Consider the following 22,442-nt stretch of genomic DNA (forward strand, 5'->3'; position numbering starts at 1 on the left):
GTTTTTCTTGGTGTCATGATGAATTGAGCTTGTTTTGCTAGCCGCCCCACTTCTTCGTTTGCACTTTGTGTTAATTTTCCGTTCGGAGGTTTCCAATGCAGCACACTATACCCAAAAAATCGATACTCGCGCTTACCATTACTTCATTATTTGGAGCTGCGTTTGGATATTCATCATCGGCGCATGCACAAGCGACAGCCGCTCAAGTTCAAGATGAAAAGCCAACCTCGGTGATTGTGACTGGTACCCGTATGCAAAATCGTTCTGCGACCAATACTTCTGCGCCAGTCGATGTGATCTCTGCTGAATCCCTGCAAAATTTAGGTGTGAGTGAAATCAATCAAGCTTTGTCAGTTGCCTTGCCTTCGCTTAATTTTCCGCGACCTGGTTTAACCGATGGCACTGATACGATACGTCCGGCGACTTTACGTGGCTTGGGGCCAGATCAAACCTTGGTGTTGGTAAACTCAAAACGTCGTCATGCATCTTCCTTAGTCAATGTAAATGGTACGGTGGGACGTGGCACTGCTGCTGTGGATTTGAATACGATACCGAGCGCTATCGTGAAGAACATCGAAGTATTGCGTGATGGTGCATCGGCGCAATACGGATCCGATGCGTTATCGGGTGTCATTAACTTGCGTTTGCGTGAGAATCGCGACGGTGGTGAAGTCACAGCCAGTTATGGACAGCGAATAACCGAATATGATTTTATCCCCGGCACCACGCCAACCGGTGCGACATGGAGTGCTCCAGGTACGACGCGTAGTCGTAATGATGGAAACACGGCGACTATGAGTATTTGGAAAGGCTTGTCATTTGGAGAAACTGGCTATGTGACAGTCGCAGCAGAATTAAAAGATCAAAAATATACAGACCGTGGTGGTTGGGATTTCCGTCAACAATATCCCTTAGTGAACGGCGCATTTGATCCGCGTGAAAAAGACGCTAATCGATTTAATGCTTGGTATGGTGAACCTGAGTTGAAGCAATCTACCGTGTTTGTCAACGCTGGACAGATGTTGGAAGGCGGTGCCAAGTTGTATGCATGGTCAAGTTATCAAAGACGCGATGCGTTATCTGCGGGATTCTTCCGCCGTGCTTTGCAAGATCAAAATATCATCTCTGTTTACCCTAACGGATTCTTGCCCAAGATTGCACCGCAAGTCGATGACTTTAGTGCGACTGCTGGCATCAGTTGGACCGCGGGATTATGGGACATGGATGCGTCATTAGGTTATGGCAAAAACAAGATGCAGTTTACGATCAAAGATACGATCAACCGATCGATTGGTCCAACTAGTAAAAAGCAATTCGAGGCCGGCGGTTTTTCTTATGATCAGTTAGTGTTCAATTTATCTGCGGTCAGAAGTTTTAGCTTGCCAGAATTTTCTTCGCCTATCAGTTTTGCAACTGGATTTGAGGCGCGTAGAGAAGGCTATAGCTTATTTGCTGGTGAGCCAGATTCATATCGTTTCGGTGGCGAGAAGTTGGCTAATGGCAGTCCAACAGCACCGGGCGCACAGGTTTTTCCAGGTTTCACGCCAGCAAATGCCTCCGATAATAATCGTAGCGCGGTTGGAGCATATATTGATGTCGAAACCAACTTAAGCAAAGAGTGGCAAGCGTCGGCTGCGATTCGTGCAGAGCATTATTCTGATTTTGGAAATAATGTGACGGGTAAGATTGCAACTCGCTACGACTTTAGCAAAGAATTTGGTTTGCGCGGTTCGATACAAAATGGCTTCCGTGCACCATCGCCGCAACAACAGTTTTTCACTTCAACGGCAACCAATTTTATTAACGGTGTGCCGTTTGAAATCACTACCTTCAAGCCTAGCGATCCGGCGGCGATTGCTCTCGGTGCAAAACCATTGGATGCGGAAAAATCATTCAATCAATCTTTAGGTGCTGTGTTTAGTTTTGGAAAATTAGGTGTCACGATTGATGCCTATCGCATTGAAATTAGTAATCGCATCGTCTTGTCAGAGAACTTAACCGCTGCCAATGTGCGTAATTATTTGACTGCACAAGGCTTTATTGGCATCGGTGGTGGACGCTTCTTTATCAATGGTGTGGACACGAAAACAAAGGGTTTAGATATTGTGTCGAATTGGCCGATGATGACCGAATCGTCCGGCCGTTTTGATTTTACTCTGGCAGGTAATTTTACAAAAACCGAAGTAACCAAAGTGCCAAAGACAGCGCAGTTATCAGCATTGACGCCTTCTCCAGTTTTGTTTGATCGTGTGAATGTCTTGATCTTTGAGCGCGGACAACCGCGCAATAAAATCAATGCGAGCGTCGATTGGAAATTAGCTGATTATGCCGCGACTTTCCGCGCAACTCGTTATGGTGAAGTGTTAGATCCAGGCACCACCGCTGCCTTGGATCAAGTCTTGTCAGCAAAAACATTGGTTGACGTAGAATTTCGCTATAACTTTACTAAACGATTGAAATTAGCACTTGGTGCAGATAATGTGTTTGACACCTATAGCGATCCACGTATGCCAGCTTTGAATACAGCGGGTGCCACTTCATTCTCTAACTTCTCTCCATTTGGACGTTCGGGGCGCTTTGTGTATGCGCGTTTGAGCTATAGCTTGTAACTTTTTAACTGGAAAGTGTGTTAGCTAGGCTCAGTAATTTGAACAATAAAAAAACGCTTATCGATGAAGATTGATAAGCGTTTTTTTATAAGCACTTGTAATGATTTTTTGTTGGTTTTTATCGTTGAAATTGATAAGTTTCAGACCAAACTAATTTGCCTTCACGTACTTTACGAATTTCTGCTCGCATACTGTTCGTAGTGAGTTTGGTGTAGGTAAGCGTTGTGCCAATTTCGCCGCCAATACCTTCGCAACGTAATTCTGTGGTATCGGCGTGGATCACCTTTAATCGTAAAGGCTCATCCTTGCCGCGTGTGGCTTTCTCTATTGCTGGGCCGAAGAACCGTAAGTGTACTATCCAGTCCTGGTCTTGTTTTTCAATAAAAAGCAGTTCCACCGCTTTGCTTTTATCCGCCTCTGTTGTGCGGGAAATGCCCATCAATGATTGGCCTTGCAATGCCCAATGTTCGTCGATAATTTGTTTTTCTGTGATGGCAGTCCAGCTGCCAAGCATCCAAGTTAAGTCTTGGATTTCTACTCTAGTTTGAGGTTCGCTAACTGAGTTGATTGCTTGTGGTGTAGTCTGAGCCATGCTGAAGATAGGCAGCAGGCTTAAGTGTATTGCGAGGATGCTAGTGCGCCAGTGTTTTTTCATGTGATATCTCCATCAGGGTTTGATACAAGTAAAAACGCTGACACACTTTTTTATTTGTTTCGGGTGCGCCAATTTATTCGTGTATATTCGTGTAACTAGCTGCGCAAAATATGCATAGGTGCAGATAAAATCTGATCGCCACTTTTTGCAAAATACCACATGATTGCCACCAGCGCAGCAACGGTCACGAAGTACCAAATGCTGGAAAAGATTTGCCCATAACGATCTAAAGGTAAGAGGTGGCTTTGATGCCGTAATTTCCACTCCATCGCAATTTCTATCGTGCCTATCAACATAAAGAACGCCAAGAAACTTAAGCCTAAAGTGTAGCTACCAAAAATACCGATGACCGAGCCAAGTACTAAGGCCACTAAACCAAATTTACCATTCACCGAGAAGCCTATGCTTTTTAGAATATGTCCACCGTCTAAGGGCAAGATTGGTAGTAGATTAATTAGATTAATCAGCGCATTAAAATTGGCTAAGCCAGCAAAGAAAATATTCCCAGTGATCCAATACACCAGCATCAACAACAATGACAATAGCAAGCCGAACACGGGTCCCATAATTGAGATCGTCACATCTTGCCAACGTGTATTAATTTTATCGTCGGATAATGCCAAGCCACCTAAAAACGGAATGATATAAATACCTTTAGTTTTCATGCCGAAGTACTTCATCGCACGAATGTGGCCATATTCATGCACCATCCAACAGGCGATTAAAGCGATCGCGAATTGAAATGAAAACAGCCAAGAATAAGCGGCCAAACTTGCTCCCGCCAATAAAACCTTAATGATCTTTGCACTTTTGAGTAACTTGAAGCCGAGCGAAAGTATTCCAAGCAAGCTCATTTTTTGTGGCGTGCTTACTGGTACAGCAGGTACTTGGCGTTCAATATCGCGTGTGGTTCTTTTCCCTTCGGTGATCAGCTCACTATTGATCAGCAGGCGATAGTCGATAGAGAAAGGTTGCCAATGCAGATCGCTTTCTAGTCGAATCAGGAAAGTCTGTTCTAGTGCGGTTTGTGCGGACTCGGTGTTTTCTGTGGCGCCATTCGCTGGTGTTGGCGTCACGCGAATTTCGAATTCATGCGCCGATAAGCCTTCGTTGTCAGCACTGGCATTTTTTTGTGAGACTAAATTATTGTCCCAGAATAATTGCTGCCAGCCAGCTAAGGAGCCTTCTAGTCTGAGTGCCTTGCCCAAACAATCAATATTGAGTAGTTCCAATTTGCATCCATCTTAAATTCAATCAATAAACGCGAATTCTATTAGAAAATGCTGATACTTTCTGGATTTTCTTTGGCATTTAAGTTGAAGCTCAACGGACGCTAGCTCGTTGCGGGAGACTTGTGATTTGCTGCGTTGATCTGAGCAAAGATGATTTTATTCATCTTTGCTCGATTCAAGATAACGAGGGATTTCAGAATTGTTGCGCGCTCATTGCTACCATGATTTCTTGATGCCCTTGGGCTATTCCGTTGGCAGGAATACTTTGTCCTGCAGGATCAGTTACCTCTGACAAGCGTGCCAATAAAGTCTCATCCACATTCTCATCACGTCCCAAATAAACGCCTTTGGTTAAGCTGATATGTGCCGCCTCAAAACTGCCTGCGCCCGCGCACAAGATGGTGCGATTAGGTGCATCATGTGCTGCGAGTACCAACATCGCTGGCACCACATCGCTAGCTTGAATTGCGTTTAACATTGCTTCTGGATACAGGCCATTGGTCATGCGGGTCGCTGCGGTTGGTGCTAAGGCATTGACGCGGATGTCGTGTTTAGCACCTTCAATCGACAGTGTTTGCATCAGGCCAACTAAGCCTAATTTTGCTGCACTGTAATTCGATTGACCGAAATTACCGTACAGACCAGAGGATGAGGTCGTCATCATAATACGGCCATAGTTTTGTGCCGTCATGATAGGCCAAACCGCTTTGCAGCAATTCACACTGCCCATCAGATGCACTTCGATCACGAGACGGAAATCATCGAGTTCCATTTTGCCAAACGATTTGTCGCGCAAGATGCCGGCGTTATTGATCAAGATGTCGATGCGCCCCCATTTGTCCATGGTCTCTTGCACCATCGTTTGGATTGCCGCGAAGTCAGTGACAGATGCGCTGTTGGCAATCGCTTCACCGCCAGCTGCGATAATTTCATCGACTACGGCTTGCGCCGCGCTTGCTGAACCGCCAGTTCCATCACGCGCACCGCCAAGATCATTCACGACGACTTTCGCACCGCGTTTGGCTAATGCCAAAGCATGTTCACGACCAAGGCCACCACCAGCACCCGTGACTATCGCAACGCGACCTGAAAAATCTAAGCTCATGCAGACTCCTGTTTGATTAAATGCGGTTTGTTAAGTGAAATAAATTTTGCTATGTCGTCATGCGCAATTCTTTCCTTTGTTTTGTTACGGTACAAGGCGAGAGAATTGTTGGGAAACTTTGTTCAAGGTGCTTAATTTGCCGACGACAGAAGCGATACGATAACTGAAATTGCCTTAGTTGATACTGCAAATTTCCTGAGGATTTCGTCTAGCTGATCTGCATCAACCTTTAAACCCGCAAAAATTCTTCCCTATGCCCCATCCAGCGTTGCAAATGTGCCTCGACTGTCGGCATATCATTGGCTAATAATTGGACCGCTAGATTGCGGGCTTTTTCGACGAGATATTGGTCTTTTTCTAAATTCGCAAAACGCAATAATGCTTCGCCAGATTGTCGCGCACCGAGAAATTCGCCCGGACCGCGCAATTCCAAATCTTTACGTGCAATTTCAAAGCCATCAGTACTTTCGCGCATGGTCAACAATCTTTGTTTGGCAGTATGGCCAAGTGGGCCTTGATATAGCAAAAGACAAACACTGGCAGCCGCGCCACGTCCCACTCGCCCGCGTAATTGATGCAATTGGGATAGCCCGAAACGCTCTGCATGCTCGATCACCATTAAGCTTGCGTTCGGCACATCGACGCCGACTTCGATCACGGTGGTCGCGACCAACACTTGCACTTCATTACGGGTGAAGGCATCCATCACGATTTGCTTTTCGGCGGGCTTGAGTTTGCCGTGCACTAAACCGACACGGCAGTCGGGCAAGGCAGCGCTCAGCATCGCATGGGTATCAGTCGCCGTTTGTAGTTGTAGCGCTTCGGATTCTTCTATCAGCGGACAAACCCAATACACTTGTTTGCCTTCTTGCGCGGCGGCGTGAACGCGTTCTATCACTTCCTCACGACGATTTTGATCGACCACGCGCGTGACGATAGGCGTGCGTCCCAGTGGTAATTCATCAATCACTGACACTTCGAGATCGGCGTAGTAGGTCATCGCCAGCGTGCGCGGAATGGGCGTGGCTGACATCATCAATTGATGGGGGGTTTTACCCGCTTCGGCTTTATTACGGAGCGTCAGCCTTTGCGCTACACCGAAGCGATGTTGCTCATCGACGATGACTAAACCGAGTTTGGCAAATTGCACGGTGTCTTGAATCAGCGCATGGGTGCCGATTACCAATTGCGCTTCGCCAGATGTGATCAGGGCGTTTGCTTGCTCTTTTTCTTTCTTTTTTAAACTACCTGTCAGCCATGCGGTTTTGATCCCCAAGGGTTCTAACCAACCCGCCACTTTGCGGAAATGTTGTTCCGCTAAGATCTCGGTCGGTGCCATTAAAGCGGCTTGATAGCCACTATCAATCGCTTGTGTGGCGGCGAGTGCAGCCACGATGGTTTTGCCGCTGCCGACATCACCTTGCAATAATCTTTGCATAGGAAAAGCTTGTTTCAGATCAGCGCGAATTTCTTCCAGCACGCGCTCTTGCGCGCCAGTAAGTTTGAAGGGTAAGGTCGCTAAAAAAGCCTGAGTCAACGCGCCGACGATGGGCAATGCAGTCGCGCCTTGCGATCTGCGCGAGGCTTGTGCGCGCTTGAGTGAGAGTTGTTGTGCTAACAGCTCGTCAAATTTCATACGCTCCCAAGCCGGATGTTCGTGTTCCAGTAGTGCATATTGATCGACATCGGCTGGCGGGTTGTGCAGTAACCTCACTGCGGATTCAAAATCTTGCAATCCGAGTTGTTGCAGTAAAGTAGGGGAAAGCGTGTCGTACCATTGCACTTTGTTGAGCGCACTGGTGATGGCTTTGCGCAGCATGGTTTGCGAAACACCATCGCCAGCGTGATAAACAGGTGTCAGCGCGGTTGGTAGTGCAGCGCCTTCATTCACCATCTTATAAGTCGGATGTACCATCTCCGCACCAAAGAAGCCATGTCTTAATTCGCCGCGCGCCCGCACCCGCATCCCGACTGCCATTTGCTTAATTTGACTGCCGTAAAAATTCAAAAAACGTAACACCACTTGCCCAGTATTGTCGCTAATCGTGACGACTAATTGACGGCGCGGGCGATATTGGATATCACATTCCGTCACTTCGCCCTCGACTTGTACAGAACTACCACCCCGAAAACCGGCATCACGCATAGAGACAATTTCCGTCTCATCTTCGTAACGCATCGGTAGATGCAAGACGAAATCCATGTCAGAACGCAGACCTAGCCTGGCAAATTTCTCTTCCAAGCGCACAGGTTTGGCTGGTGCAGTTTTTTTCTTGCTGGCAGGCTGAATAGGTGCGCTTGCTGACATAGGGTAAAATGGCGGGTTGGTCTGAAACGAAATGGTGTTGATTCTACTGGTTTTTTATACAGTAATGGGAATTTTTCGTAGAGCAGGTGCAGTTCCCTCTCCCGCAAGCGGGAGAGGGCTAGGATGAGGGTGGTTCAGAAACTGCATGGCGTCTAGTTGCACATAATGTAGAGATTCTGAGAGCGCATTCTTACAATTTGGCGTGACGCGTTCTCAATTGCCCTCATCCCCGACCCTTCTCCCGCTTGCGGGAGAAGGGAGTTTAAACGACGATTTGCGACAATTTGTATTTGGTCGAAGTGTAGGCGCGCTGTGGATGAACTCATGCGGCATACGCTGCGGACAAGAAGTAGTTTTTATTTTGGTGTAATTATGTACTCACTCAGTGATTTTGATTTTGAACTCCCTCCCGAGCTGATTGCGCAAACGGCTTTGCTGGATCGTACTGCGTCGCGCCTGTTGCACGTGAGTGATACAGGCATTGTGGATCGTCAATTTGCCGATATCGTGGAGCAACTCGATGCGGGCGATTTATTGGTATTTAACGATACCCGCGTTTTGAAAGCGCGTTTTTTTGGTGCGAAAGAAACCGGCGGCAAAGTGGAGATGTTGGTCGAACGCGTAATTAAGAACACCGCAGATGAACATATCGTACACGTCCAATTACGCGCCTCAAAATCGCCGCTGGCTGGCAGCAAGATTCGTTTGGCAGACGCCTTCGACGTGACAGTCGGCGAACGCGCCGGAGAATTTTTTACCCTACATTTTCCAGGTGATGTGTTTGAGCTCATCGAGAAATATGGTCGTCTGCCACTGCCGCCGTATATCAATCACGAAGCCGATGATTTTGATGAACATCGCTATCAAACTGTGTACTCACGCGTGCCGGGCGCAGTCGCTGCACCGACTGCGGGCTTGCATTTTGATGAAGCACTTTTAGAAAAATGTAAAGCCAAAGGCATACAGCTCGCCTTCGTCACTTTGCATGTAGGCGCTGGCACTTTCCAACCTGTGCGTACCGAAGACCTAAGTAAACACGACATGCATAGCGAGTGGTACACGGTACCTGAAGAGACAGTCGCGGCAGTGCGTGCGACTAAAGCAGCAGGCAAAAACGTGATCTGCGTTGGCACTACAAGTATGCGAGCGATAGAATCGGCTTCACAAACTGGTGAATTGGTCGCAGGCAGTGGCGATACGCGTCTCTTCATTACGCCAGGATATTTCTTCAAAACAGTAGATCGTTTGATTACGAATTTCCACTTACCAAAATCAACATTAATGATGCTAGTCTCAGCATTTGCAGGTTACGATGCGATACGTGAAGCCTACGCGCATGCGATCGCGCAGAAGTATCGTTTCTTTAGTTATGGTGATGCGATGTTATTAACGAATCGCTCAGGTGCACACCAATAAATCCAATCTCAGGGCGCATTACGGCGTCGCCAATGCGCGCAATACCGACGTATTGCTGTACTTGGCGCCTTGTACTGCATCCCTGATATTGAATTTCTAGATGTGCACGGTGTAATAAAGCGGAGGACAGAAAATAATTAAGAAACTCTGCGATCTCTGCGCCTCTGTGGTTAAGCTTTTAATTTTTTAGTCCCAACTTTTTATCTAGGTCGGTAAACCCTATGCTCGAATTTCAATTAATCAAAAAAGACAAAACCACTGCCGCGCGTCGTGGTCGCGTTACCGTCAATCATGGCGTGATCGAAACGCCGATTTTTATGCCAGTGGGAACGTATGGTTCGGTGAAGGCGATGTCGCCGCTCGAACTCAAAGAAATCGACGCGCACATCATTTTGGGCAATACCTTCCATTTGTGGTTGCGTCCAGGCTTAGACGTTGTGAATAAATTTGGCGGCTTGCACGATTTCATGGGCTGGGATAAACCTATTCTGACCGACTCTGGTGGCTTCCAAGTATTCTCGCTCGGCGCCATGCGTAAGATTACCGAAGAAGGTGTGAAGTTCGCTTCCCCTATTAGTGGTGAGCGCTTGTTCTTGTCACCGGAAATTTCCATGCAAATTCAGCGAGCATTGAATTCCGACATCGTGATGCAATTCGATGAATGCACTCCGTATGAAATCGATGGACGTCCAGCGACGAGTGAAGAAGCGGGCAAATCCATGCGCATGTCTTTGCGTTGGGCGCAACGTTCAATGAATGAATTTAAAGGCGGCGAAAATCCGAATGCCTTGTTCGGTATCGTGCAAGGCGGCATGTTCGAGAACTTGCGTGATGAGTCTTTGGCGGCTTTGAATGAAATGGGTTTCGATGGCATGGCAATCGGCGGCTTGTCCGTCGGTGAACCAAAAGAAGACATGCTGCGCATTCTCTCGCACGTCGGTCCTAAATTACCAGAAAACAAACCGCACTATTTAATGGGTGTCGGCACACCAGAAGACTTAGTTGCGGGTGTGGCAAACGGTATCGATATGTTTGACTGCGTGATGCCAACTCGCAATGCGCGTAACGGCTGGATCTTTACCCGCTTTGGTGATGTCAAAATCAAGAACGCACGTTACAAAGAAGACAAAGCGCCATTAGACGAAACCTGCACCTGCTATGCCTGCAAAAACTTCTCCCGCGCTTACTTGCATCATTTACACCGCACTGGCGAAATCCTCGGCGCACGTTTAAATACTATCCACAATTTGCACTATTACCTCGAACTCATGCGCCAGATTCGTTTGTCTTTGGATGAAGACCGCTTCCCTGAGTTCGTGGCGCAATTCAAAGCGGATCGAGCGCGTGGGGTGTAGTTAGGCTCAAAACTTTATAAGTTCATACTGAAAATATCAGCCAACATCGGATTCTTGAGGCAAATTGTTATCAATTTGCCTTCAAGAATCGTTTGCACAACAAGTTTTCGCTTTGCTGGAATGAATTGGCAGAATCTAGCGAAGCAAGTGCTAGAATGTTGCGCTTTGTTGCTAGGCATGAAAAATGCTGAACATTTTGGCAAAAATATTGTAGGGCTTTAAATCTTCAACATTGCCCCAAGATGCGTGCAAGTCTCTGATTTGTTTTAAAAAATTTATTCAATGGAGTTTTATCGTGTTTATTTCTAATGCTTACGCTCAAGCTGCTGGTGCAGCGCCAGAATCTTCTTTGATGAGCTTTTTGCCTATCATTTTGATGTTCGTGGTGTTGTACTTTGTCATGATCCGCCCGCAAATGAAGCGTCAAAAAGAACAAAAAGCTATGTTGGATGCTTTGGCGAAGGGTGATGAAGTGATTACAGCTGGTGGTATCGCTGGCAAAGTAACGAAAGTTGCGGATGCATTTGTTTCCGTAGAAATTAGTAATGGCGTTGAAATGCAAGTTCAAAAAAGCGCAGTGACGACATTGTTACCAAAAGGCACGCTGAAATAAATCAGCGATCTTCGCAACAGGGGCAAAACGCATCGCTTTGCCCCTGATTTATTTTAGTTTCTGAGTTTTACGTAGTTTGTGTAGTTCTTTTTCTTGAATCCGCTATGAATCGTTATCCTCTCTGGAAGTACATCGTCATTTTGATCTCCTTGGTCTTTGGCGCTTTGTATGCTGCACCGAATTTCTTCGGTGATTCCCCTGCCGTGCAAATTAATAGTGCTAAAGCGACTATCAAAGTCGACGAAAGTATGATTACCCGAGTTGAACAGGTGTTGAAAGAAGCGGGTATCAGTTCAACTGGTTACTCCTTTGATTACAACGGAATTCAAGGTTCGATTCGCGCGCGTTTCGCAACGACCGATGCGCAGTTCAAAGCGAAAGCTGCATTGGAAAAAGGTTTGAATGTAGATCCTAGTGATCCTGTGTATACCGTAGCATTGAATCTGCTACCGAATACGCCAGAATGGATGCAGAAGTTACACGCTTTCCCTATGTACTTAGGTTTGGACTTGCGCGGTGGCGTGCATTTCTTGATGAAAGTCGATACTTCAGCCGTACTGAATAATCGTTTGAATAGTTTGCAGTCTAGTTTGCGTAGTACGCTGAAAGACAAAGAAATTCGTCACGCTGGTATTTCACGCGATGCCTCATCGGTGACGGTAAAGTTCCGTGATGCAGAAACGCGTGCTAAGGCACGTGACATTATTGCGCGTCAAATGAACGATGTGAATATGCTCGATAGTGTGGTGACGGCTGACAATAGCGACATCGCTATCAAAGTGACGATCAAGCCAGATGCATTGACTAATTTAATGAATGAAGGCGTGAAGCAAAATATTTCTGCCTTGTCGAAACGTGTAAATGAAATTGGTGTAGCAGAACCGATTATTCAGCAACAAGGCGCAGATCGTATCGTGGTGCAATTGCCTGGTGTGCAAGACGTTGCGCGTGCCAAATCAATTATTGGTCGTACTGCGACTTTAGAAGTGCGCTTGGTTGATGAAAGCGTGATCGGTCTTGTTGATGAAAATACGGCAGTGCCATTTGGTTCCGAGATGTTTAAAGTTGGCCGTGGTGGTCCAGCGATTCTGTACAAAGAGCCGATTGTTACCGGTGATGCGATTACTGGCGCACAAGCGAGCTTTGATGAAAATCAGCAACCAGCAGTTAGTATCGATTTGAATTCTGAAGGCGGTCGTCGTATGACTGAGGCAACTCGCCCCAATGTTGGTAAACGCATGGCCTTTGTTTTGTTTGAAAAAGGTAAAGGCGAGTTGTTACAAGTGGCGACGATTCAGGATGTACTTGGCAGCAAATTCCGCACTACTGGCATGCGCTCAACCAATGAGGCAAATGAGTTAGCTTTGTTATTGCGCTCAGGTGCATTAGCGGCGCCGATGGAAGTGATTGAAGAACGTACGATCGGTGCGCAATTGGGTGCAGAAAATATCACTAAAGGTATTCATTCCACGATGTATGGTTTTGCCGCGATCGCCGTGTTTATGATTGTGTACTACATGGTATTCGGATTCTTTAGTGTGTTCGCATTGGGCGTCAATTTATTATTATTGGTCGGTATTTTGTCGGTGATGCAAGCGACCTTGACTTTGCCAGGTATGGCGGCGATTGCCTTGGCACTCGGTATGGCGATTGACGCTAACGTATTGATTAATGAGCGGATTCGAGAAGAACTACGTGCGGGCAATTCGCCACAGCATGCGATCTTGCAAGGTTTTGATCGTGCTTGGGCAACGATTCTTGATTCGAACGTGACTACCTTGATTGCTGGTTTGGCTTTATTGTTATTTGGTTCAGGCCCAATTAAAGCGTTTGCGATTGTGCATTGCTTAGGTATTTTGACTTCGATTTTCTCCGCGGTATTTGTGATGCGCGGTGTAGTGAATCTTTGGTATGGCCGTAAGAAGAAATTGACTTCGATTTCAATTGGTCAAATTTGGAAGCCTACTGAGTAATTTCAATTTGAAAAAAATTGCATACACAGTACTTAGTCAATTAAGAAAAAGATTTAGGAATTTATCATGGAATTATTCCGTATTAAACGCGACATACCTTTCATGCGCCATGCGCTGATTTTTAATGTCATCTCAGCAGTTACTTTTGTTGCCGCAGTATTTTTCTTGCTAACCCGTGGTTTGCATTTATCCGTTGAGTTCACCGGCGGTACCTCAATGGAGGTGAGCTATAGTCAAGCTGCTGATACGACAAAAATTAGTGAGACGATTAAAGCACTTGGTTTGAGTGAAGTTGTAGTGCAAACTTTTGGTAAGGCACAAGATGTGGTGATACGTATGCCATTACCAAAAGTTGCCGAAGGCGCAGCCAAGCCGACCGAAAAAGAACTGAATGCGATGATTACTGCGCAAAACGAGCGCGTCTTAAATGCACTGAAAGTTGATCATCCAGATGTCAAACTGCAAAGAACCGCCTTGGTTGGCGCACAAGTTGGGGATGAATTGGCACATGATGGTGTGATGGCATTGTTGTTTGTGATCGTCGGCGTGATGGCGTATTTGGCAATTCGCTTTGAGTGGAAATACTCGGTGTCAGCGATTATCGCGAACTTGCATGACGTGGTGATTATTCTTGGTTTCTTCGCCTTCTTCCAGTGGGAGTTCGACCTTGCTGTATTGGCAGCGGTGTTGGCGGTGTTGGGTTATTCCGTCAACGAATCCGTAGTTATTTTCGATCGTATTCGTGAAAACTTCTTGAAGATGCGTAAAGCAACGGTAACAGAAGTGATCGATAACGCGATTACCAGCACGATTTCTCGTACCATCATCACGCACGGTTCTACGCAGATGATGGTGTTGTCGATGTTGCTTTTTGGTGGCCCAACTTTGGCGGGCTTTGCCAAAGCGTTGACGATTGGTATTTGCTTTGGTATTTACTCATCCGTTTTCGTCGCTGCGGCAATCGCGATGTGGTTAGGTGTTAAACGCGAAGACTTGATCAAGCCAGTGAAAGAAAAAGACGAGACTGATGGCGCAGTTGTGTAAATTGCCGAATTAGCATGTAGATCTTTAAATTGATCGCGTCGTTTTGGTAACAAAACGTATAAAAGAACAAAGCCAGCCTTAGTGCTGGCTTTTTCTTTGTTAAGATTCTGTACATCAAACAATCTCCGTATTTCGTTTGCAGAAAACTTGCTCAGTTTGTCTTGAATTAGTGTGTTGTCTGAACCGAAATAATTTGCACCCAATTTACAATGCGTTACAGAACTTTCTCTGTATCAATTGTCTAAGGTGCTTCGATCTGAAAATCAAATCAACATGAAAAACGCAAAAATCTCGGTACTCGCTTTGTCCGTAGCTGTCGCCGCTGGCGGCTATTGGATGTGGAAGAAGGATGGATCTGGAAGCACAGAAATTGTGGCCGGACAGACGATAGGCGGCAAGGCAGATAAAAATCGCCCGGTAATTGTGAACACCGTGTTAGCGCAGAAACGCGACTATGAAGTGAAATTAAAAGCTAACGGTGTCGTTTCATCTTTGAACATTGTTGATGTGCGTCCGCAGATTTCCAGCGTGATAGAGAAGGTCCACATTAAAGAAGGGCAATTCGTGCGCGCTGGTGATATTTTATTCACCCTAGATAACCGCACTGATACGGTTAATTTGACAAAAGCACAGGCGCAGTTAGATAAAGAACTTGCGAGTTTGTCGGAGAATCAACGGCAACTGGCACGCAGCAAAGAATTGTTTGCGCAAAAATTCCAGTCACAAAGCGTGGTTGATGCTGCGCAAACTAGCGTCAACGCCCAGCAAGCGGTGGTTGATGCAGCCAAAGCAGCAGTTGCTGCTGCCAAAGTCAGTTTGGGTTATAGCCGTATTGTTGCACCAGTAAGTGGACGTACCGGTTTGATCAACGTGTTCCCAGGTTCTTTGGTGCAACCAAGTACTTCAGGCGCGTCCTTGGTCACTATTACTCAAATGGACCCAGTCGCTATTACTTTCCCACTGCCTCAACGCAATCTCTCAGACGCTTTGGATAGTTTGAAGCGTGGTGACAGTGTTGCGATGGCGAGTCTTCCAGATAGCAACTTAAGCTTCAAAGGCAAGTTGCAGTTTATTGATAACGTGGTTGATCCAGTCTCTGGCACTGTGAAAGTGAAAGCGGTGTTCGATAACAAAGAGATGAAGCTGTGGCCGGGCGCTTATGCGAATATTGATTTGAGTGTGTTAACGCTCAAAGATGTGATCGTTGTACCACGCGATGCTTTGGTGATCGGTGTAAATGCGGTGACAGTTTTTGTTGCGGATAAAGATGGCAAGGCAGCACAGAAGCCAGTGAAAGTGCAGTATAGCTATGGCAATGACGCGATCGTGACCGGCTTGGAAGAAGGTGCGAAGGTAGTGCTTGAGGGTAAACAAAACTTACGTCCAGGCGTGCCGATTAAGGATCGAGCTGATGCGATTGGTGGAAATGGCAGTAATGGTGAGGCAGATAAGTCGGATAAATCCGATAAATCCGAAGCGAAAAAATCTGCTTCGAATCCGTCTGCTTCTGCAGGGGCAACTGCTCCAAGTCCAGCCTCAGCAGCATCAGCAGCATCAGCGGCAGCTTCCGCAGCGAGTGCATCATGAACTTATCGGAGTTATTTATTCGTCGTCCGGTGATGACGATATTGCTGAATATCTCGGTGGTGATCGCAGGTATTTTGGCGTATCGCATGATACCGATTGCTGCTCTACCTAGTTATAACACGCCAGTTATTAGCGTTGGTGCTGGTTTGCCAGGTGCAAGTCCAGAGACGATGGCTACCTCAGTTGCGTTGCCGTTAGAAAAACAATTCTCGACTATTCCGGGTCTTGCCACAATTAGTTCAAGCAGTACGCTAGGTTCCACTTCCTTGACTTTGGAATTTGATCCTAGTCGCAATGTTGATGATGCAGCGGTCGACGTGCAGGCAGCATTGTTACGCGCGCAGCGATCTTTGCCTATCGAAATGACTTCGTTGCCATCGTATCGCAAAGTGAATCCCGCCGATTCCGCTGTGTTGGTATTGGCATTGACTTCTCCATCGCTCAGTTTGTCCGAATTAACCAATTATGCTGAACATTTGATCTCGCCTAATTTGTCGACTTTAGCTGGCGTTGCGCAGGTCAATATTTTTGGTATTCGTCGCTATGCGGTGCGTATTAGAGTTGACCCAGGTGCATTGGCAACACGCAATATCGGTTTCGATGAAATTACGACTAGTATCCGAGCTGCCAATTCGATTGCCCCTGTTGGCACTTTGGATGGTGACAAACAAACCTTAACCATCGTCGCGAATAAACAATTACAAAACGCTGCCGAGTTTGCCAATATTATTGTCAGCAATAAGGGCGGGCAAGTTGTTCGTTTGCGCGATGTCGCGAGTGTTGAAGATAGTTATGAAACCGTGAAGTCGGTTGGTAATTTCAACGGCGAGCCAGCGATTATGTTGGCGATTCAACGTCAGACCGACGCCAATACGGTGAAGGTGGTGGACGCGATTAAGGCGGCGATTCCAGGCTTTAAAGCGCAATTGCCAGCGTCGGTGAATATCACACTAGCGAATGATCGTTCGGTCTCGGTGCGTGATGCTTTACATGATGTGAATTTGACTTTGCTGCTAACGATTTTCCTCGTGATCGTGGTGATTTTCTTATTCTTGCGTCACATGGTCGCGACCATCATTCCGGCATTGTCTTTGCCCGTATCTTTGGTTGGCGCGGTCTTTTTGCTATGGGCGTTTGACTATACCCTAGACAATATTTCGCTACTGGGGATTACCTTGGCGGTGGGCTTGGTTGTCGATGATGCGATTGTGATGTTGGAAAATATTATTCGACATGTAGAAATGGGTGAGTCTCCGTTTGAAGCGGCATTAAAAGGGTCACGCGAGGTTGGGTTTACGATTATTTCTATCTCAACTTCATTGATCGCGGTGTTTATTCCGATTTTCTTTATGCCCGGCGTGATTGGTCAACTGTTCCATGAATTTGCGGTCGTGGTTAGTTTAGCGATCATCGTGTCAGCCTTTGTTTCATTGACTTTGGTACCGATGTTAGCAAGCCGTTTCTTGAAGGCAGAGCGTGACCATGCGGCGCCATCCAAGTGGATGGGTGCCTTAACACATAGTTTTGAACGTGGCTTTACCGCTTCTTTGCATGCTTACACGCGCGGTTTGGATATGGCGCTGGCGCATCGTAAGTTTGTGTTATTCGTTGCACTGTTGACGTTTATTGCAACTGCTTATTTGTTCCATACCATTCCAAAGGGTTTCTTCCCTGAAGAAGATATCGGACAGATTAATGTTTCTACCGAAGCAGCTGAAGATACGTCGTTTCCGGCGATGGTGATCTTGCAAGAAAAGGTCGCCAAGATTTTGCGCGAAGATCCTAATGTGTTGACGGTTTCTTCGTTTCATGGCGGTGGCGGTTCGCAAAATACTGGACGTGGTTTTATTAATCTGAAGCCGCGTGGTGAACGTAAGCCGATGAAAGAAGTGGTTGAAGGATTACGTAATAAATTGAAGGCGGTACCAGGAATCACGGTGTTCTTGCGACCAACCCAAAACTTACAGTTAGGTGGTCGTCCAAGTAAGAGTCAATACCAATTCATCATGCAAAGTGTGGATGCGAGTGAACTCAGTAGCTGGGCTTTCAAGATGCAGGACAAAATGCGTGCTGATCCTGGTTTTAAAGACGTTACGACTGATTCACAACTGAAAGGTTTGCAAGCGTCGATTTCAATTGATCGAGATCGTGCGAATTCTCTAGGCGTGGGTATCGATGCAATTCGTGCTGCTTTGTATAGTGCATTTGGTGAGCGACAAATTGCGACTTTATTTACCAGTGTTGATAGTTATGCCGTGGTACTTGAAGTAGGGCCAGAAAATCGTAAAGACGAGTCTGCAATTGGCAGTATCTATGTGCGTAGTAATACGGGTAATTTAGTGCCGATGTCGAGTTTTGCGACGGTTACGCGTACAGTGGGCCCAACGGCGATTAATCACGTCGGTCAGTTACAAGCAGTTACGGTGTCATTCAATCTTGCGCCGGATATGCCTTTAGGTGATGCGACCAATAAGATCGATAAGTTTAAAGATGAAATCAAATTACCGTCATCGATTATTACTTCGTATGGAGGTGATGCTGCGGTGTTTAAAGATTCGCAAGCTGGGCAAATGATTTTGATCATATCTGCTTTGTTGGTGATCTATGTTTTGCTAGGCGTCTTGTACGAGAGCTTCATTCATCCGATTACGATTTTGGCTGGTTTGCCATCGGCTGCGGTTGGTGCTTTGCTGATGTTAGAAATGTTTGGTAAAGACCTGACCTTGATTGCAACTATCGGTATCTTGCTATTGATCGGTATCGTCAAGAAGAACGCGATTATGATGATTGACTTCGCGCTCGATGCACAACGCAATCGCGGCATGAATCCGACTGATGCAATCCGTGAAGCCTGTATTGAGCGTTTCCGTCCTATCATGATGACGACTCTGGCGGCGCTAGTTGGTGCTTTGCCGATTGCTCTGGGATTAGGTGCGGGTGCTGAGTTACGTCAGCCTTTAGGTTTGGCGGTGGTCGGTGGTTTGATTTTCTCACAAGCGATCACGCTCTTCATTACACCGGTGCTCTATCTCGCTCTAGATAAGTACAGTGGTAAAGGACCAATTGTTGGGAATACGATTTAGGATTTACGTGATTGAATCAACACAAATTGCGTTCTGTTTTGCTTTGTGTTGATCATCTACTAGCAAGAGTGAAAGCTACGTCAAAAGTTAAATTAAAGCTGAAGTAAAACTGAAGTAAAACTGAAGTAAAAGTAAGCGGCTAAAAAAACAAAGCCCGCCATTCATCCTTTGTACAAATGATGAATGGCGGGTTTTGTCATTGCGGCGACCGTCCTAAGAAGATCGCTGGTGTTTAGTGAGTTTTGTGATCCTTAACTGTATCTGTTAAAAAGCGTGTTAGCACATGGTTCGCCATACCTTTTGCTAGCTCTTCTTCGCCCAAGAACACAATGTCTGAGTTCGCTTGAGTTTCTTCCTTGAGCAATTGCATTTCGTCGGCACTATCTGCCCGCATAATAATTTCTATGTTGGGATTGAGCGTGCGGGCAGTGTGAATCATTTGACGTGCGTTTAAGGTATCTGGTGTCGCGATCACCAGCATCGCGGCATCATGTATGTGAGCCTGCACCAAGACTATTGCATCAGCCGCATTACCAGATACCGCAACGATGCCTTGACCGCGAATTTTTTCAACCAGTTCGCGATTTTGTTCAGCCACTACAAACGGAATATGCTGTGCGCTTAATGCGGCACCGATTCTGCTACCTATTCGACCATAGCCAACCAATACGATTTGTCCCTGCAAGTATTTATTGTCTGTCGATTGCGGTAACTCGGCATAAGGATCTTGTCTTTGCTCTAGATTACGCGCTAATTGTGAGTTGGCCAGCGCCCATCGACGTATCGGCTCAACAGTGGCAAACAGAACCGGGTTGAGCGCAATAGAGATTAATGCACTCGCCAAAATTAAACTCATGCCTTCAGCTGGCATTAAGCCAAGACTAACACCAAGGCCAGCGAGAATAAATGAGAACTCACCGATTTGCGCCAAGCTCGCTGCCACTGTTAGTGCGGTATTGAGTGGATAGCGAAATGCAATGACCAAGGCAACTGCCGCTAAGGATTTGCCAAAGATAATAATTGCTACCACGCCCAATACACGTAATGGTTGTTCGAGTACGATCACAGGATCAAACAACATGCCGACTGAGACAAAGAATAAGACTGAAAATGCATCGCGTAATGGCAGTGATTCTTCGGCAGCACGATGACTAAATTCTGACTCGCGCATCACAGTGCCAGCGAAAAAAGCACCGAGCGCAAACGACACACTGAACAAGGCAGACGCGCCAAACGCGATGCCGATCGCGCAAGCAATCACCGATAAAGTAAATAACTCACGAGAACCGGTGCGTGATACCTGCCATAACAACCAAGGTAATACACGGCGACCAACAACCAACATCAAGACGATGAAAGCGGCCACCTGTAATAAGGTTTTTCCTAACGCCATCCACAGCGGTGTTTCTGGTGTTGCAGTGCTGACCGTACCACCCAACACGCCAGCCAGCGCTGGTAATAAAACCAAAAAGAGCACAGTCGCTAGATCTTCGACCACCAACCAACCTACTGCGATGCGGCCATTCATAGAATCTAAAATGCCACGTGCTTCTAATGCCTTTAGCAGTACTACGGTACTGGCACACGAGAGAGATAAGCCAAACACCAAACCGCTACCAAAACTCCAACCCAGCCACCATGCCATCAACATACCTAAGCCAGTGGCCAAGCCCATCTGTAATACCGCACCAGGAAGGGCGATGCGTTTGACAGCTAATAAATCTTTTAAAGAAAAATGCAGACCGACACCAAACATCAATAACATGACGCCGATCTCAGAGAGTTGCGAAGCGATATTGGCGTCGGCAACAAAGCCTGGTGTGGCTGGGCCTATCAAAATCCCTGCAACGAGATAGCCGACTAAGGCGGGCAGCTTAATCTTTTCTGCAATGAAGCCGAAGATCAGTGCAAAGCCAAAGCCTGCTGCTAAGGTGGTAATTAAGGAAATATTATGTGTCAAAGTGGACTCTCCTGAAATTGATGCTTAGCATTGGAAATGCATTTTAACATCATGATTTAATTCGATTTATTTTGGGCAAAATTCGCTGCGGATAATTTTTCCGAATTACAAAGAACATCCTTACTAAAACGTTCTGCAAATAAACTAAAATAGCGGCTTCATTGTTCATTTTTACGCTAGGACTGACACCATGGCCGTTAATTCTCCGATTCCACTCGCCGCCGATTTAAAACCAGTGAAAGGTATTGAACTGGGTTTTGCTCAGGCAGGTATTCGCAAGGCAAATCGTAAAGATTTGTTGGTGATGAAGTTAGCACCAACAGCGACAGTGGCAGGGGTATTTACAACGAATCGTTTTTGCGCAGCTCCGGTGCAAGTGTGCAAAGCCCATTTAGAGAGTCCGCACATGGCGGTTGGTCCAATTCGCGCACTAGTGGTAAATACCGGTAATGCCAATGCAGGAACTGGCGATGCAGGACTCGCCGCAGCGAATGCAACTTGCCATGCCTTGGCAGAATATTTGGGATGCGAGCCATCACAAATTTTGCCGTTCTCGACAGGCGTTATTTTGGAACAATTGCCGGTTGATCGTTTGATCGCTGGTATGCCGGCAGCAATTGCTAGTTTGAGTGAAGATAATTGGTTTGCCGCTGCAGAAGCGATTATGACCACCGATACGCAGCCAAAAGCAGCTTCAAGCTCAGTCGTTATTAACGGTATTCCAGTGACTTTGACTGGCATCAGCAAAGGTGCTGGCATGATCAAACCAAACATGGCGACGATGTTGGGTTACTTGGCTTTAGACGCAAAGGTGTCGCAAGCGGTTTTGGATCATCTGGTAAAGAAAGCGGCAGATCATTCTTTTAATTGCATCACGATTGATGGCGATACATCGACCAATGATTCCTTTATGTTGATTGCGACCGGCACTTCGGCCTTAGAGATCAACGAACTGGATACGCCAGAATATAACGCGCTCGCGGAAGCGGTGATCGCCTTGTCGCAAAAATTGGCGCACATGATTATTCGCGATGGCGAAGGCGCAACCAAATTTATTAGCATCGTTGTTGAAGAAGGTTTGGATGTAGATGAATGCCGTAAGATTGCCTACTCGATCGCCCATTCACCTTTAGTTAAAACCGCCTTCTTTGCATCCGATCCAAATCTTGGTCGGATTCTCGCTGCGATTGGTTATGCGGGTGTGAATGATTTGGATGTTAGTAAGATCAATCTGTATTTGGACGATGTTTGGGTCGCCAAAAATGGTGGTCGCAATCCAGATTATCGCGAAGAAGATGGACAACGCGTAATGAAGCAAAGTGAAATCACGATTCACGTCAAATTAGCGCGCGGCACGGCGAAGACCACCGTATGGACTTGCGATTTGTCGCACGACTATGTATCCATCAACGCTGATTATCGTTCTTGATTTTTGATTGGCTTCGTTCGCTTCTTCACCGATGAGGAGAAGAAGTGAGCGTGGAAGCCATTGTAATTGCCGT

14 protein-coding genes are annotated in these 22,442 nt (G+C 46.4%); 9 read left to right on the forward strand and 5 right to left on the reverse strand.

Annotated elements, in window-relative coordinates:
• Positions 1 to 95 precede the first annotated feature (95 nt).
• Positions 96 to 2,609, forward strand: coding sequence for a TonB-dependent receptor plug domain-containing protein (locus KDM92_RS11430; protein WP_212684531.1), 2,514 nt, complete (start codon positions 96 to 98; stop codon positions 2,607 to 2,609).
• 118 nt (positions 2,610 to 2,727) lie between these two features.
• On the opposite strand, the gene KDM92_RS11435 is transcribed toward KDM92_RS11430, so the two are convergent.
• From KDM92_RS11435 to recG, 4 genes are all read right to left on the reverse strand, one after another.
• Positions 2,728 to 3,264: a DUF6265 family protein gene (locus tag KDM92_RS11435; protein WP_212684533.1), complete on the reverse strand. Its 537-nt coding sequence runs from the start codon at positions 3,262 to 3,264 to the stop codon at positions 2,728 to 2,730.
• Between the two features lie 95 nt (positions 3,265 to 3,359).
• Positions 3,360 to 4,496 (reverse strand): site-2 protease family protein, encoded by a 1,137-nt coding sequence (locus tag KDM92_RS11440; RefSeq protein WP_212684535.1) that lies wholly within the window; start codon positions 4,494 to 4,496, stop codon positions 3,360 to 3,362.
• 193 nt (positions 4,497 to 4,689) lie between these two features.
• Positions 4,690 to 5,601, reverse strand: coding sequence for an SDR family NAD(P)-dependent oxidoreductase (locus tag KDM92_RS11445; protein WP_212684537.1), 912 nt, complete (start codon positions 5,599 to 5,601; stop codon positions 4,690 to 4,692).
• A 229-nt stretch (positions 5,602 to 5,830) separates the two neighbouring features.
• Positions 5,831 to 7,909 (reverse strand): ATP-dependent DNA helicase RecG, encoded by a 2,079-nt coding sequence (recG, locus tag KDM92_RS11450; RefSeq protein WP_212684539.1) that lies wholly within the window; start codon positions 7,907 to 7,909, stop codon positions 5,831 to 5,833.
• Between the two features lie 372 nt (positions 7,910 to 8,281).
• Here recG and queA point away from each other — a divergent pair, with 372 nt between their 5' ends.
• The 7 genes from queA (at position 8,282) to KDM92_RS11485 (ending at position 18,980) form a co-directional block, all read left to right on the forward strand.
• Positions 8,282 to 9,325 (forward strand): tRNA preQ1(34) S-adenosylmethionine ribosyltransferase-isomerase QueA, encoded by a 1,044-nt coding sequence (queA, locus tag KDM92_RS11455; RefSeq protein WP_212684540.1) that lies wholly within the window; start codon positions 8,282 to 8,284, stop codon positions 9,323 to 9,325.
• 221 nt (positions 9,326 to 9,546) lie between these two features.
• On the forward strand, positions 9,547 to 10,680 hold the full coding sequence (tgt, locus tag KDM92_RS11460) for a tRNA guanosine(34) transglycosylase Tgt (RefSeq protein WP_189346140.1): 1,134 nt from the start codon (positions 9,547 to 9,549) through the stop codon (positions 10,678 to 10,680).
• Positions 10,681 to 10,972: 292 nt separating this feature from the next.
• On the forward strand, positions 10,973 to 11,293 hold the full coding sequence (gene yajC, locus KDM92_RS11465; protein WP_189346360.1) for a preprotein translocase subunit YajC: 321 nt from the start codon (positions 10,973 to 10,975) through the stop codon (positions 11,291 to 11,293).
• Between the two features lie 104 nt (positions 11,294 to 11,397).
• Complete coding sequence (gene secD, locus KDM92_RS11470) at positions 11,398 to 13,266, forward strand: protein translocase subunit SecD (protein ID WP_212684541.1); 1,869 nt, start codon at positions 11,398 to 11,400, stop codon at positions 13,264 to 13,266.
• Between the two features lie 66 nt (positions 13,267 to 13,332).
• Complete coding sequence (gene secF / locus KDM92_RS11475; protein WP_189346138.1) at positions 13,333 to 14,310, forward strand: protein translocase subunit SecF; 978 nt, start codon at positions 13,333 to 13,335, stop codon at positions 14,308 to 14,310.
• Between the two features lie 273 nt (positions 14,311 to 14,583).
• A complete protein-coding gene (locus KDM92_RS11480) occupies positions 14,584 to 15,897 on the forward strand; it encodes an efflux RND transporter periplasmic adaptor subunit (RefSeq protein ID WP_212684543.1) in 1,314 nt (437 codons plus the stop codon).
• Positions 15,894 to 18,980: an efflux RND transporter permease subunit gene (locus KDM92_RS11485; protein ID WP_212684545.1), complete on the forward strand. Its 3,087-nt coding sequence runs from the start codon at positions 15,894 to 15,896 to the stop codon at positions 18,978 to 18,980. Before KDM92_RS11480 ends, KDM92_RS11485 begins: the two co-directional genes overlap by 4 nt.
• Positions 18,981 to 19,212: 232 nt before the next feature.
• Here the strand turns inward: KDM92_RS11485 and KDM92_RS11490 are convergent, their stop codons facing one another.
• Positions 19,213 to 20,940, reverse strand: a complete 1,728-nt coding sequence (locus KDM92_RS11490; protein ID WP_212684547.1) for a cation:proton antiporter domain-containing protein — start codon at positions 20,938 to 20,940, stop codon at positions 19,213 to 19,215.
• A 190-nt stretch (positions 20,941 to 21,130) separates the two neighbouring features.
• Here KDM92_RS11490 and argJ point away from each other — a divergent pair, with 190 nt between their 5' ends.
• Positions 21,131 to 22,369 (forward strand): bifunctional glutamate N-acetyltransferase/amino-acid acetyltransferase ArgJ, encoded by a 1,239-nt coding sequence (argJ, locus tag KDM92_RS11495; RefSeq protein WP_212684549.1) that lies wholly within the window; start codon positions 21,131 to 21,133, stop codon positions 22,367 to 22,369.
• Positions 22,370 to 22,442: the final 73 nt, after the last annotated feature.

The organism is Affinundibacterium baiyunense, assembly GCF_018139645.1.
GTDB lineage: Bacteria > Pseudomonadota > Gammaproteobacteria > Burkholderiales > Burkholderiaceae_D > Undibacterium > Undibacterium baiyunense.

Coding starts and splice junctions, on each gene's coding strand:
- KDM92_RS11430 (WP_212684531.1), top strand. CDS start 96: ATGCAGCACACTATACCCAAAAAATCGATACTCGCGCTTACCATTACT.
- KDM92_RS11435 (WP_212684533.1), bottom strand. CDS start 3,264: ATGAAAAAACACTGGCGCACTAGCATCCTCGCAATACACTTAAGCCTG.
- KDM92_RS11445 (WP_212684537.1), bottom strand. CDS start 5,601: ATGAGCTTAGATTTTTCAGGTCGCGTTGCGATAGTCACGGGTGCTGGT.
- recG (WP_212684539.1), bottom strand. CDS start 7,909: ATGTCAGCAAGCGCACCTATTCAGCCTGCCAGCAAGAAAAAAACTGCA.
- queA (WP_212684540.1), top strand. CDS start 8,282: ATGTACTCACTCAGTGATTTTGATTTTGAACTCCCTCCCGAGCTGATT.
- tgt (WP_189346140.1), top strand. CDS start 9,547: ATGCTCGAATTTCAATTAATCAAAAAAGACAAAACCACTGCCGCGCGT.
- secD (WP_212684541.1), top strand. CDS start 11,398: ATGAATCGTTATCCTCTCTGGAAGTACATCGTCATTTTGATCTCCTTG.
- secF (WP_189346138.1), top strand. CDS start 13,333: ATGGAATTATTCCGTATTAAACGCGACATACCTTTCATGCGCCATGCG.
- KDM92_RS11480 (WP_212684543.1), top strand. CDS start 14,584: ATGAAAAACGCAAAAATCTCGGTACTCGCTTTGTCCGTAGCTGTCGCC.
- KDM92_RS11485 (WP_212684545.1), top strand. CDS start 15,894: ATGAACTTATCGGAGTTATTTATTCGTCGTCCGGTGATGACGATATTG.
- argJ (WP_212684549.1), top strand. CDS start 21,131: ATGGCCGTTAATTCTCCGATTCCACTCGCCGCCGATTTAAAACCAGTG.